The organism is Polaribacter sp. R77954, assembly GCF_044595335.1.
In the GTDB taxonomy this organism is placed as follows: Bacteria; Bacteroidota; Bacteroidia; order Flavobacteriales; family Flavobacteriaceae; genus Polaribacter.
The window spans coordinates 314,272-327,049 of the sequence record NZ_CP138992.1 but is presented as its reverse complement, the minus strand read 5'-3'; the positions used below and the strand labels follow the sequence as shown (position 1 = coordinate 327,049).

The following is a 12,778-nucleotide window of genomic DNA, read 5'->3' as shown; positions in this document are numbered from 1 at the left end:
TGGTTGTCTGTTCAAATGTAACATTAATATTTTTTTTGATTCAAAATATTAACAAAATATTAGTGCTGATTAATTGTGAATTTTTCAATAATTTAGCCCAAAATAAAAGAAATCTACAAATGAAAAATATAGCATTACATAAAATTCACGTTAATTTAGGGGCAAAAATGGTGCCTTTTGCTGGTTATAACATGCCTGTTTCTTATGAAGGTGTTACTGCAGAACACATAACTGTTAGAAATGGTGTAGGCGTTTTTGATGTAAGCCACATGGGTGAATTTTTAGTTTCTGGTGATAATGCTTTAGCTTTAATTCAGAAAGTAACTTCAAATGATGCCTCTAAATTAGAAATTGGTGATGCGCAATATAGCTGTTTTCCAAATGAAAATATGGGTATTGTAGATGATTTAATTTGTTATAGAATTAAAGAAAACACCTATTTATTAGTCGTAAATGCATCTAACATAGAAAAAGATTGGAACTGGATTACAAAACATAATGAAGAGTTTAGGGCAGATTTAAAAGATTTATCCGATGATTATTCCTTACTAGCCATTCAAGGGCCAAAAGCGGTAGAAGCCATGCAATCTTTATCTTCTTTAGATTTGGCTGACATTCCTTTTTATAAATTTAAAGTGGGCGACTTTGCAGGTATTGAACACGTTATTATTTCTGCTACTGGATATACAGGTTCTGGTGGATTTGAAATTTACTGTAAAAACAGTGAAGTTGAACAAATTTGGAACAAAGTTTTTGAAGCTGGTGCCAATTTTGGCATCAAACCAATTGGTTTAGCTGCAAGAGATACTTTACGCTTAGAAATGGGGTATTGCTTATATGGTAATGATATTGATGATACAACATCGCCAATTGAAGCTGGTTTAGGTTGGATTACAAAATTTACTAAAGAATTTGTAAATCATGAAGCCTTAGCACAGCAAAAAGCAGACAAACCTGAAAGAAAATTGGTAGCTTTTGAATTGAACGAAAGAGGAATTCCGAGACAAGGTTACCCTATTGTAGATGGTGATGGAAACGAAATTGGTAATGTAACTTCTGGTACCATGAGCCCTAGTTTGGGTAAAGGAATTGGCTTAGGTTATGTGCCAACAGCATTTATGAAAACTGGTTCTGAAATTTATATTCAGGTGCGTAAAAAAGCAATCCCTGCAACTGTTGTAAAACTCCCTTTTTATAAAGGGTAATACTCTTTAAAAGGATATACCAAAAAACAATTAAAAAATCTGTAAGGAATATATAAAGAGTTCGATTATTATGATAATCGAACTCTTATTTATTTAAAATAAAAATAATGAAAAAATTAATTATTGCAGCATTTACATTTCTATTCATAGCTACAGGTTGTCAACAAAAACCAAAAACCAACAAAGCAAGTACAGTAAAACCTATTGAAAAAAACCTTTCCGAAAAAATAGAAAATGCGCATCAAAAAAAAGCCTTTTTAAAAAATGAAGCTATTCGTTTTGATGCAGCCATAACCTTTGGAGGAAAAGAAATTTTTAACGCAAATATTACCATTACTACAGCTTCAGATTTGGCCAAAATTACTTACAAAGATGGAAATGAAATATATGTTAATCAACAAAATATTTTTGTATCGCCTAATTTAAAAGAAAATCCTGGTGTTCGTTTTCATGCCTATACTTGGAGCTACTTTTTTCTTTTTCCTTATAAATTAAATGATAATGGAACAGAATGGGATTTTAACTTTAACACAAAAGAAACTAAAAACCCATTAAACACTGCCAAACTTAGTTTTAAAGCAAATACAGGTGATGCTCCTGATGATTGGTATATTACTTATTCAAACAATAATAACGTTTTACAACATGTAGCCTACATTGTAACGTCTGGAAAAACAAAGGCAGAAGCAGAGGCTGACCCGCATGCCATAAAATATATAAATTATAAAAACATCAATGGTATTCCTTTTGCCTCCCAATGGGAGTTTTATGAATGGAATTTAAATGATGGATTAACCAATAAAATTGGAACAGGAAACATTACAAACATTCAATTTGTAAAAGACTTTAGAGCTAATTTTTCGATACCTAAAGATTACATCAAAAAATAAAACCTAAAGCCTCACATTGTGAGTTTTTTTTATTTTAAAAGAAGTATTTTTGTTAACTAAACTTTTTTAAAGAAATTTATATGAATTGTTTATTAACAGGTGGTACAGGGATTGTTGGCAGCCATATTATTTTTGAGTGGCTACATAAAGCAATTATCGACAAAACAGTAAATCACCTTTTTGTAATCATTAGAGATAGTGAAAAATCTGCAGATCAGCGTTTAATTTCTATTTTGCAAGATGCATCAAGACCTGATTTTTTAAATAATTTCACATTAAAAGAGTGCTTAGAAAAAATTACGGTAATACCTCAAGATTTGGCTAAAATTTCAAAAAAAACTCTTGATAAATATCCTTTTGATACTGTAATTCATTGTGCTGGTTCTACAAATTTATTAAACACTAATGATTCTAAAGAAAAAGTACACACTCAAAACTACTTGGTTACTGAACAACTGTTAAATGAAATCCCTAAAAAAGTTACTCGTTTTTTATACATCAGTACAGCGTATTCTTTCGGAATTCAAGATAACAAAGTGAACGATAGTATAGAGAATTATGAGGTTACCGATTTTAGAAATCCGTATGAAAAATCGAAATATGAAAGCGAACGATTTGTAAAACAAAGCTGTAAGGCTAAAAATATAGAAGCACAAATTTTAAGACCAAGTATTATTTGTGGTCGTTTAATTGATGCGCCTTTTTACGAAACACCAAAGTTTGATGTTTTTTATTCTTGGGCGATATTTTTAGACAAATACGCTAAAAAAGCCAAAGAAAATTTTAGAATTTGGGTGGATAAAAAAAGTGGTCTAAACATTGTGCCCGTTGATTTTGTATCAAAAGCAATTCTTTATGCTTTTTTAAATCCGAAAATTAAAGAATTGAATATTGTAAATCCAAAACAAATTTTACATAAAAATTATGTGGGTGACGTTTTAGAATCTTTTGATATCAATAGCTATGAATATGTAGATCAAAAACCAGAAAACTTAAACGCTTTTGAGCAATTGTATTACAAAAGCATTGGTGGTCTTTTTGAAAAATATGTATCTATACCAGATTTACAATTCAAATCTGAACAAATTATAAAATTAATAGATCAATTGCAGTTAGACATTACCTTAGGTGTACATGAAAACTTTATGAATTTAATTGATTTTTCTGTAGAAAAGAAATTTAGAAAAAGCTATTTGTAAATTTTGGATTCGTTAACACAAATTGTTTTAGGAGCTGCTGTTGGTGAAGCTGTTTTAGGTAAAAAAATTGGCAATAAAGCCATGATTTATGGTGCAATTGCTGGTACAATACCAGATTTAGATGTGCTAGCTGGTTATGTTACAGACACTGTAACAGGATTAGAAATGCATAGAGGTTTTACACATTCTATCCTTTTTTCAGTACTCTTTGCCCCTATTTTTGCATTTATCGTTTCTAAATACGAAACTTATAAAAACAAAAAAGATTGGATATTATTTTTCTTTTTAACATTTGTTACGCATCCTATTTTAGATGCCCAAACCACTTGGGGCACACAGTTATTCTGGCCTTTTGATATTCGGTTGGCTTTTAAAAATGTGTTTGTAATTGATCCTTTATACACATTGCCTTTTTTGGTCTTTTTAATTTTAGCCATGTTGCAAAAAAGAACAACTAACAAAAGACGATTATATAACAACTGCGGATTAATTATAAGTAGTAGCTACTTAGTAATTACCTTAATTTTAAAAGGAATCGCTTATAAAACGTTTACCAAAGCATTGGCTGAACAAAATATTGTGTACTCAGAAATTGAAACAAAACCAAGCCCTTTAAACACCATTTTATGGACTGCCAATGTAGAAACCAAAGACGCTTTTTTAATTGGTAATTATTCTTTTTTTGATAAAAACCCGATTCAATTTTCATCGTATCCAAAAAATCATCACCTGTTAAAAGATTTATCAAATCACCCCAAAACAAAACGAATGATTGCTATTTCTAAAGGATGGTACACCATTAATATAAAAGAAAATCAACTCTATTTTAATGATTTACGATTCGGGACTTTAAGTATTCTGCCTAACGCACAAAACTTTGTTTTTAAATATAAAATTGAAACAGATGCTACTGGTGAACCCCATTTTAAAGAGGTAAAAAAAGAAAAACGAGATGCAAAAAAATTATTAACTGAGCTTTGGGCTAGAATTCAAGGGAATTAAAATTCTTTTATGTAACCATAACATTTAAAATTATAGTTTTATTTCAAAACGTATCTAACTCCTATAAATCCACGTATTAATAAATCGTCTAAATCCATTTCATAAGTTGGATTCAATTCAATATTTAAAGTCAAGTTTTTGATTTTATCTAAAGGTTTAATTGCAACACCAACAGGTATAATAATTCCGCTGATATTATTTAAAGATAAACCTGCACCAATGTAAGTTTCGTATCTTTCTTTTTTCACTAAATTATAATTCAAAACAAGTTCAGGCGTAAAGTTTTCAATATTTGTTCCTGAATAAACTCTTAAATCTGCCCATAACCTTTCATGAAACTCATAACCTATACCAATTTTAGAATTCGTATCATTTTGGTAAAATGATACTGAGGTTTGTGCATAATTAGCAAAGTAAAAAAATGTAAAAATCAGTATTAAAATTAAGTTTCTTTTTTTCATTTTCTAAATCAATTTATGTGTAAAGTTTACCAAGCTATAATAAAAAGCAATTAAGCTTCATCAACTCTTTTTTTTATTTTTCGAGTACCTTCATACAATTCATATTTTACAAACTTACAATCTAAATCTGCATTTTTTAAGGCAATTCTTTTTGAAGTTCTTAAACCTACATATTTTAAAGCATCTGCATCCGAAGTAATTAACCAAGCAGTAGAACCAGGGTAATTATGTTTTAAAGTATCACCTATTTTTTTGTAGAATTCGTTAACATCAATATTTAAACGTTCTCCATAAGGTGGATTGAATAAAATAGTAGTATTTCCAAAAACCTCTTTGGTTGAATTGAAAAAATTAACATGATGCACCCCAATAAACTCTTCTAAATTAGCAGAAATTACGTTCGCTTTTGCTTTTTGTACAGCAGAGGGTGCTTTATCAAAGCCCATAATTTTAAAATGTGAAGATCTAATTTTCTTTAATAAAGCATCTTGAATAATAAAGTACAATTCTTCATCATAATCTTTCCATTGCTCAAACGCAAACAACTTTCTGTTGATGTTTGCAGGAATATTATTGGCAATCATGGCAGCTTCAATCAAAATTGTACCAGAACCACACATAGGGTCTATAAAGTTTTCATCACCTGTGTAACCAGACAATAAAATCATACCTGCAGCTAAAACTTCGTTAATGGGTGCAATGTTTGTGGCTGTTCTGTAACCACGTTTATGAAGTGAATCTCCAGAAGAATCTAAAGAAACCGTTAACCATTCTTTTTGAATATGCACATGTATTTTAACATCAGGATATTTTAAATCTACATTAGGTCTTTTATGATATTTATGACGAAAATAATCAGCCACTGCATCTTTAGATTTTAAAGAAATATAATGCGAATTAGAGGTAAAGTTTTTAGAATTTACAACAGCACCAATTGCAAAAGTACCTTCTGCATCTAAATAATTTTCCCATTTTATTTTTTGAATGGCCTCATACAAATCTTCTTCATCATAAATTTTACAAATTTTAATAGGCTTTAAAATACGTACAGCAGTTCTTAAAGCAATATTGGCTTTGTACATAAACCCTTTATCGCCTCTAAAAGAAACGCTTCTAACCCCTTCTTTGATATCTTGCGCACCTAATTGTTTCAATTCATTAGCTAAAACACTTTCTAAACCAAAAAGTGTAGTTGCTGTCATTTTAAAATCTCTATTCATACTTGTAAAATTCTTTGCAAAAATACATTTTCTAAAATGATATTTCAGAAATAGAGAATTTCATTTTTTCTAAAGTAAGATTTAATTACTTTTACAGACTTATTAGGTACCTAATTGTATAGAAACGACAAGTTAAAAGGATTTCTTAAGAAAATACTTGAGAAACATATTTAGATGAAAAATAAAGATTGGTTTACAGAATGGTTTAACACACCCTATTATCACATTTTATATAAAGATAGAAATGATGAAGATGCTCAGTTATTTATGAAAAATATTACAGAGTTTCTTGCTTTGCCAAAATCTACTCATATTTTAGATTTACCCTGTGGAAAAGGTCGTCATTCTGTATTTTTAAATTCGTTAGGCTATAAAGTTACAGGTGGTGATTTAGCTGAAAACAGTATAGAAATTGCAAAAAAATTTGAGAATGAAGGGTTAAGTTTTAAAGTGCATGATATGCGCAAACCATTTAACAATCAATATAATGCTATTTTTAACTTGTTTACCAGTTTTGGGTATTTTGAAAAAGACAAAGAAGATCTTTTAATTTTAGAAAATATAAAAAACGGTTTAAAGAAAAATGGATATTTTGTATTTGATTTTTTAAATGCCGATTTTGTTAAAAACACGTTAGTACCAAAGGAAACAAAAATAGTTGATGGCATTACATTTCACATTAACAGAGAAATTAAAGATGGTTTTATCTATAAAAATATATCGTTTTTTGCTGATGATGAACAACATTCTTACACAGAAAGGGTAAAATATTTAGATATAAACAAGATGAAAAATTATTTTACAAAAATTGGTTTTACCATAACTAATGTTTTTGGAGATTATCATCTTAACAATTTCGATGCGCAAACCTCTAACAGATTAATTATAGTAGCCAAGTGAATTATTTACTATTAATTATTGCAGTAATTTTAGGAGCGCTTTTAGTATTATTTATAAAGCCCAGTAAAAAATTTATCCGCTTACTATTAGCATTTAGTGGTGCTTATCTTTTATCGGTAACTATTCTTCATTTATTACCAGAGGTTTATGCCGAAAACACCAATGCCAAAACAACAGGTATTCTTATATTAATTGGTATTATTTTACAATCTGTCTTAGAATCTTTTTCTAAAGGTGCAGAACATGGACATATTCACATCCATTCTGATGGAAAACAATTTCCAACCTTATTATTTGTGAGTTTGTGTGTACACGCTTTTTCAGAAGGATTACCTATTCATCATTCAGGTAACAACTTGTTATGGGCAATTGTGGTACATAAAATTCCGATTGCAATTGTATTGACTTCCTTTTTGATACAAACAAAATACTCAAAAAAAATAGTTTTCAGTTTTCTTTTTTTCTTTGGATTAATGAGTCCTTTAGGAGTTTTGTTGGGAAATAAAATTCCTTTTTTTACTACCTATAATACCGAAATTACGGCTTTAATTATTGGTGTATTTTTACATATTTCTACCATTATTCTTTTTGAAAGTACTGAAAACCATAAATTTAACCTTCAAAAATTTACAGCCATTCTTTTAGGGGTAATTTTAACCTTACTTACTCTTTAATTTTTACTTATATTTATTGATATAAAAATACCTACTTATAGGTATAAAATTGGTACAAATATTTATTGATATTTGGGATAATCTATATATGTAATAATTATGAGCTTTAAAAAAAAATTTAAAAATAGAAAAATAAAAACAAGAGATAGTGTTGGGTCTCTGAAAAATTTAGAGATACTTGATACACAAAGTTTTTACCATTTTGAAACACAATCAATAGTAATTAAATTTCGAGTACCAAATAAAAAATTTAATGTTAAAAATATTTTTAATATAACAAAAACTAAACCAACAATAGCTATCCATATATCTGATGGCACAGAAGACAATGCTCAAGGTCATCCAGATAAGGAAAATTTATTATGTGGTTTATTTAATGTGTCCGATATTACTGAACCAGTTCAACTTTCTCCAATAAAAGAAAATCAAGAATTAGATGTTTTTGTGATTAATGATGAAAGGAATTTAACCCCAGAAGATATAATTGAAATTATAGAACAAAAAAATAACCAAACTCCATTTGAAAATAATTATTCATTTAAAAATGATAAAGAAAAAGCCGAACCAAAAGAGGTAGAAGGTGGGGTAATAGTTGAAGGTCCATAAATGCTAAAAATTATTGTTATTAAATATAAAAAACTACAAATCATCTTCTTTTTGATTTGTAGTTTTTGTTATTCTCAAAATTCTAAATTAGACTCTGCCTATTTCTATTATAAAAAAGCAAAACAATTTGACTACGACAATAAGCATTTTAAAGCCTACAAAAACTATATAATGTCGTTAGATTTATATAAAAAAATAAACCTAGAAGATAGTATAGCAAAATGTAACCTAGAAATCTTTGAATTAATTACATCTCAGAATAATTTAGAAAGTAATTCTAAACCATATTTAGATGATTTTTATGCATATGCTTTAAAAAAAAAGGATTCTTTTCTTTTACTCAAGGCTATTAATAGGTATGCAGGATATTATTGGGATACCGATTCTATAAAAACGACAAAATCGTATTATTTAAAAGCATTACAACTTACAACCAATAAAAAACTTTCAAAATATAGAGTTAGTACTTATTCTAATTTAGCGTACTTACATATTAAGAAATATCCAGATACAGCTGCTTATTATTTTGATAAAGTTTTAAATTTAAAAGAACTCATGGATGATGCTCAGTTGGTTGGAACTTTTATCAATTATTCATTCTTTTTAAAAAAACAAAATAAACATATTCAAGCTCTAAAACAATTAAAAAAGGCTGAAGCTATAAAATTAGATAGATATCAATTAAAATATAATAAGATTATTTACGGTAAACTAGCAAACTGTTATAAAGAAATTGGAGATTACAAAAAAGCTTACGAATATTATGAAAAATATAATATAACTAGAGATAGCTTAAACAATACTGCACAAAATATTGCAATTTCCGATTTAAATAAAAAGTATCAAACTGCCGAAAAAGATAAATTAATATTAGAGCAAGAAGCAGAAAATAAACAAAAAACAACTCTTTTAATTGCTGCTATTTTAACAATTATAGCAGCTAGTATTATTTATATTTTATCCTTTAAAAATTCGCAACGTAAACGTAAACTTGTAGAACAACAAAAAGAAATAGAAACTCAAAAAAATCTTACACTTTTAAAAGAACAAGAAATTACAACTATAAATGCAATGGTTGATGGTCAAGAAAAAGAACGTAAACAAATTGCCGAAGATTTGCACGATAATTTAGGCTCTGTTTTAGCTACTTTAAAATTACACTTTGAGAATTTAAAAATCAATAGAGAAAAAAAGAAAATCAATCAAGAAGAATTATTTAATAAAACAGAACGTTTAATTGATGAGGCGTATTTAAAAGTACGTAGTATAGCACATGCCAAAAATGCAGGTGTTATCGCAAAAAAAGGTTTACTATTGGGGGTTCAATTAATGGCCGAGAAAATATCATCTGCTGATAAAATTAAAAATGGAAGTTATTGATTATGGCTTAGACCAGCGTTTAGAAAACAATCTAGAACTCGCAGTTTTTAGAATTATTCAAGAGCTAATTACCAATATTCTAAAACACGCAGAGGCTAAAAACGCCACAATAAATATTTCTTTATATGATAAAAATTTAAATATTATTGTAGAAGATGATGGTAAGGGTTTTGACATCAAAAAAGTAAACTTGAATAGTGGAATGGGTATTAGCTCAATTAAAACTAGAGTAGAGCATCTTAAAGGTTCTTTTACAGTAGATGCAACCTTAGGAAAAGGAAGTTCTATATTAATAGATATTCCCATAACTTAATTCTTTGCTTATAATTAGTTTACAAAAAACTAAAAATTGAATTTTAATAAAAAAACTATGATAACTATTGTAATGGCAGAAGATCATCAAATGTTAATTGATGGTGTAAAATCTTTTTTTGAGTATAATAATGATATCAATATTATTGGTACTGTAAATAATGGAGATGATTTGGTAAAATTAGTATGCCTTAAAAAGCCAAAATTAGTAATCACAGATATTAGAATGCCCATTATGGATGGTATTCAAGCCACAAGGCAAATTAAAAAAAAACTACCTAATGTTCAGGTACTGGTAATGACCATGTTTGATCAACCAGAAGCAATTAAACAAATGTTAGATGCTGGTGCAACTGGTTATATTTTAAAAAATTCTGGTATTAAAATGTTATCTAAAGCTATTGTTACTGTGGCTAGTGGCCAAACTTTTTTTGACCCAAATGTGGCTTTTAATTTTATGAACGATTATATTGATGATAATGTTACAATTGGCAAATCAGATAAAATAATTTTGTCTAAAAGAGAAAAAGAAATTTTAAGCTTAATTGCTAACGGAAAAACATCTAAAGAAATTTCTGAAACACTTTTTATAGCAAAAACCACTGTAGATACCCACCGTAAAAATATGATTCGAAAACTCGAATTTTCATCAGGAAATGAACTGGTAAAATATGCTATTGATATGAAATATCAGTTTTAATTTCCTACCTCATTTATAAACTTAATACGCATTAAACGTAGTTCTTCTTCATCATAATCACCATCAAATTCTTCTAAAGCTTCCTCAATACCATCAGTTTCTGCTTCCATAAAATAATCATGAATTTCTTCTTGTTGATCTTCATCCAACAAATCGTCTAATGCATAATCGATATTAATTTTGGTTCCAGAAAAAATAATTCTTTCCATTTCTCGAATCAAATCACTCATTTCTAATCCTTTAGATTTAGAGATGTCTTCTAATGGTAATTTTTTATCCGTATTCTGAATAATAAATAATTTTAAACCAGAATTAACACCAGTACTTTTTACAATCAAATCATCTGGTCTTAACACATCATTTTCATCAACATAAGACGCAATTAACTTTACAAAATCTTTACCAAATTTTCTAGCCTTACCCTCTCCTACACCATGAACTTTAGCAAGTTCATCAATTGAGATAGGATATTTTAAAGCCATATCATCTAAAGATGGGTCTTGAAAAACTGCAAATGGTGGTACTCCTAATTTTACTGCAACTCTTTTTCGTAAATCTTTTAAAAGTTTAATTAACTTCTCATCAGCAACACCACCAGAAGATTTTGAATTGGTTATAATAGAATTGTCATCATTCTCGTAATAAGAATGATCTTCAGTCATCATAAAAGAACTCGGTTTTTGTAAATATTGCAGTCCTTTATCTGTTAATTTTATAACACCATACTGCTCTATTTCTTTTTTGATATAATTAACCACCAAAACTTGACGAATTAATGCCATCCAATAAGATCCTGCTTTGTCTTTACCAATACCAAAAAAGGGTTGCAAGTGTGTTTTGTGAGACGTTAACAATGCGTTTTCTTTACTCACTAAAGTATTTACGATTTCTTTTGCCTTGTACTTTTGAAGCGTATCTTTTACAACTTGTAAAAGCTTTACAACATCTTCTTTGGCTTCGTGCTTTTTCTTCGGATTTCTAGAATTATCGTCCATATCTGCACCTTCACCATTCACTTCATCAAAATCTTCACCAAAATAGTGCAGTAAATATTTACGTCTGTTCATAGAAGTTTCTGCATAACCTACAACTTCTTGCAATAAGGCATGGCCAATTTCTTGCTCTGCAACTGGCTTGCTAGACATAAATTTTTCTAACTTTTCAATATCTTTATACGCGTAAAAAGCCAAACAATAGCCTTCACCATCATCTCTACCTGCTCTACCTGTTTCTTGATAATAGCTTTCTAAACTTTTTGGAATGTCATGATGAATCACAAAACGAACATCTGGTTTGTCAATTCCCATACCAAATGCAATAGTAGCCACTACAACATCACAATCTTCCATCAAAAACATATCTTGATGTTTTACTCTAGTTTTTGCATCTAAACCTGCATGATAAGGCACAGCTTTTATTCCATTTACTTGTAAAATTTGGGCAATTTCTTCTACCTTTTTTCTACTTAAACAATAAATAATTCCAGATTTGCCTTCTCTTTGTTTTACAAAACGAATGATATCCTTTTCAACCTCTTTGGTTTTAGGCCTTACTTCATAAAATAAATTCGCTCTATTAAATGAGGCTTTAAAGCGGTTTGCATCTGTAATGCCCAAGGTTTTTAAAATATCTTCTTGTACCTTTTCTGTAGCTGTGGCTGTTAAACAAATAACAGGCACATTATCTATAGCTCGTATAATGTGTTTTAAATTTCGGTACTCTGGTCTAAAATCGTGCCCCCATTCAGAAATACAATGTGCTTCATCAATAGCCACAAAAGAAATTTTTTGCGTTCTTAAAAAAGTAACATACTCTTCTTTAATTAAAGATTCTGGAGCAACATATAGTAGTTTTGTAATTCCGTTAGTAATGTCTTCTTTTACTTGGGCTACCTCTGTTTTATTGAGCGATGAATTTAGTACGTGTGCTACACCATTGTGTTCTGAAATACCTCGAATTGCATCAACCTGATTTTTCATCAATGCAATTAAAGGAGAAACTACAATAGCAGTGCCCTCTTTCATTAATGCTGGCAATTGATAACAAAGAGATTTTCCACCTCCAGTTGGCATTATTACAAAAGTATTTTTATTGCTTACAATACTTTTTATTACTTCTTCTTGCAATCCTTTAAATTTGTTAAATCCAAAAAATTTTTTAAGAGGACTATGTAAATCCATATAAATATTAAATTATAATTTATAGAAATAGAAACCAATTACTATATTG

Annotated in this window: 13 protein-coding genes; 10 read left to right on the top strand and 3 right to left on the bottom strand. The window is 28.8% G+C overall.

Features of this window, described 5'->3' with window-relative positions; translation table 11 throughout:
* Window positions 1–119: 119 nt before the first annotated feature.
* The 4 genes from gcvT (at window position 120) to SJY27_RS01395 (ending at window position 4,296) form a co-directional block, all read left to right on the top strand.
* Window positions 120–1,205: a glycine cleavage system aminomethyltransferase GcvT gene (gene gcvT / locus SJY27_RS01410; RefSeq protein WP_397446463.1), complete on the top strand. Its 1,086-nt coding sequence runs from the start codon at window positions 120–122 to the stop codon at window positions 1,203–1,205.
* A gap of 107 nt (window positions 1,206–1,312) precedes the next feature.
* Complete coding sequence (locus tag SJY27_RS01405) at window positions 1,313–2,095, top strand: hypothetical protein (protein WP_397446462.1); 783 nt, start codon at window positions 1,313–1,315, stop codon at window positions 2,093–2,095.
* An 80-nt stretch (window positions 2,096–2,175) separates the two neighbouring features.
* A complete protein-coding gene (locus SJY27_RS01400) occupies window positions 2,176–3,294 on the top strand; it encodes an SDR family oxidoreductase (protein WP_397446461.1) in 1,119 nt (372 codons plus the stop codon).
* Between the two features lie 3 nt (window positions 3,295–3,297).
* Window positions 3,298–4,296: a metal-dependent hydrolase gene (locus tag SJY27_RS01395; protein ID WP_397446460.1), complete on the top strand. Its 999-nt coding sequence runs from the start codon at window positions 3,298–3,300 to the stop codon at window positions 4,294–4,296.
* 38 nt (window positions 4,297–4,334) lie between these two features.
* On the opposite strand, the gene SJY27_RS01390 is transcribed toward SJY27_RS01395, so the two are convergent.
* Both SJY27_RS01390 and SJY27_RS01385 read right to left on the bottom strand, forming a co-directional pair.
* Window positions 4,335–4,757: a hypothetical protein gene (locus SJY27_RS01390; RefSeq protein ID WP_397446459.1), complete on the bottom strand. Its 423-nt coding sequence runs from the start codon at window positions 4,755–4,757 to the stop codon at window positions 4,335–4,337.
* A gap of 50 nt (window positions 4,758–4,807) precedes the next feature.
* Entirely contained in the window at window positions 4,808–5,977 is a 1,170-nt protein-coding gene (locus SJY27_RS01385; RefSeq protein WP_397446458.1) for a class I SAM-dependent RNA methyltransferase, read from the bottom strand.
* Window positions 5,978–6,151: 174 nt separating this feature from the next.
* Here SJY27_RS01385 and SJY27_RS01380 point away from each other — a divergent pair, with 174 nt between their 5' ends.
* The 6 genes from SJY27_RS01380 (at window position 6,152) to SJY27_RS01355 (ending at window position 10,549) form a co-directional block, all read left to right on the top strand.
* Window positions 6,152–6,877 carry a class I SAM-dependent DNA methyltransferase gene (locus SJY27_RS01380; protein ID WP_397446457.1) on the top strand — a complete coding sequence of 242 codons (726 nt, stop codon included), beginning with the start codon at window positions 6,152–6,154 and terminating at the stop codon, window positions 6,875–6,877.
* Window positions 6,874–7,551: a ZIP family metal transporter gene (locus tag SJY27_RS01375; RefSeq protein WP_397446456.1), complete on the top strand. Its 678-nt coding sequence runs from the start codon at window positions 6,874–6,876 to the stop codon at window positions 7,549–7,551. Before SJY27_RS01380 ends, SJY27_RS01375 begins: the two co-directional genes overlap by 4 nt.
* 99 nt (window positions 7,552–7,650) lie before the next feature.
* Entirely contained in the window at window positions 7,651–8,157 is a 507-nt protein-coding gene (locus SJY27_RS01370) for a hypothetical protein (protein WP_397446455.1), read from the top strand.
* On the top strand, window positions 8,158–9,537 hold the full coding sequence (locus tag SJY27_RS01365; protein WP_397446454.1) for a histidine kinase: 1,380 nt from the start codon (window positions 8,158–8,160) through the stop codon (window positions 9,535–9,537). It begins immediately after the preceding gene.
* Complete coding sequence (locus SJY27_RS01360; protein WP_397446453.1) at window positions 9,524–9,850, top strand: sensor histidine kinase; 327 nt, start codon at window positions 9,524–9,526, stop codon at window positions 9,848–9,850. The genes SJY27_RS01365 and SJY27_RS01360 overlap by 14 nt, the downstream gene beginning before the upstream one ends.
* Before the next feature lie 57 nt (window positions 9,851–9,907).
* Window positions 9,908–10,549 carry a response regulator gene (locus SJY27_RS01355; RefSeq protein ID WP_397446452.1) on the top strand — a complete coding sequence of 214 codons (642 nt, stop codon included), beginning with the start codon at window positions 9,908–9,910 and terminating at the stop codon, window positions 10,547–10,549.
* Here SJY27_RS01355 and SJY27_RS01350 read toward each other — a convergent pair.
* Window positions 10,546–12,729 carry a RecQ family ATP-dependent DNA helicase gene (locus tag SJY27_RS01350; RefSeq protein WP_397446451.1) on the bottom strand — a complete coding sequence of 728 codons (2,184 nt, stop codon included), beginning with the start codon at window positions 12,727–12,729 and terminating at the stop codon, window positions 10,546–10,548. The genes SJY27_RS01355 and SJY27_RS01350 overlap by 4 nt on opposite strands.
* Window positions 12,730–12,778: the final 49 nt, after the last annotated feature.

Bases quoted from the DNA above. Each gene is read 5' to 3' on its own strand.
- gcvT (WP_397446463.1), top strand. From the start codon at position 120: ATGAAAAATATAGCATTACATAAAATTCACGTTAATTTAGGGGCAAAA.
- SJY27_RS01405 (WP_397446462.1), top strand. From the start codon at position 1,313: ATGAAAAAATTAATTATTGCAGCATTTACATTTCTATTCATAGCTACA.
- SJY27_RS01400 (WP_397446461.1), top strand. From the start codon at position 2,176: ATGAATTGTTTATTAACAGGTGGTACAGGGATTGTTGGCAGCCATATT.
- SJY27_RS01390 (WP_397446459.1), bottom strand. From the start codon at position 4,757: ATGAAAAAAAGAAACTTAATTTTAATACTGATTTTTACATTTTTTTAC.
- SJY27_RS01385 (WP_397446458.1), bottom strand. From the start codon at position 5,977: ATGAATAGAGATTTTAAAATGACAGCAACTACACTTTTTGGTTTAGAA.
- SJY27_RS01380 (WP_397446457.1), top strand. From the start codon at position 6,152: ATGAAAAATAAAGATTGGTTTACAGAATGGTTTAACACACCCTATTAT.
- SJY27_RS01370 (WP_397446455.1), top strand. From the start codon at position 7,651: ATGAGCTTTAAAAAAAAATTTAAAAATAGAAAAATAAAAACAAGAGAT.
- SJY27_RS01365 (WP_397446454.1), top strand. From the start codon at position 8,158: ATGCTAAAAATTATTGTTATTAAATATAAAAAACTACAAATCATCTTC.
- SJY27_RS01360 (WP_397446453.1), top strand. From the start codon at position 9,524: ATGGAAGTTATTGATTATGGCTTAGACCAGCGTTTAGAAAACAATCTA.
- SJY27_RS01355 (WP_397446452.1), top strand. From the start codon at position 9,908: ATGATAACTATTGTAATGGCAGAAGATCATCAAATGTTAATTGATGGT.
- SJY27_RS01350 (WP_397446451.1), bottom strand. From the start codon at position 12,729: ATGGATTTACATAGTCCTCTTAAAAAATTTTTTGGATTTAACAAATTT.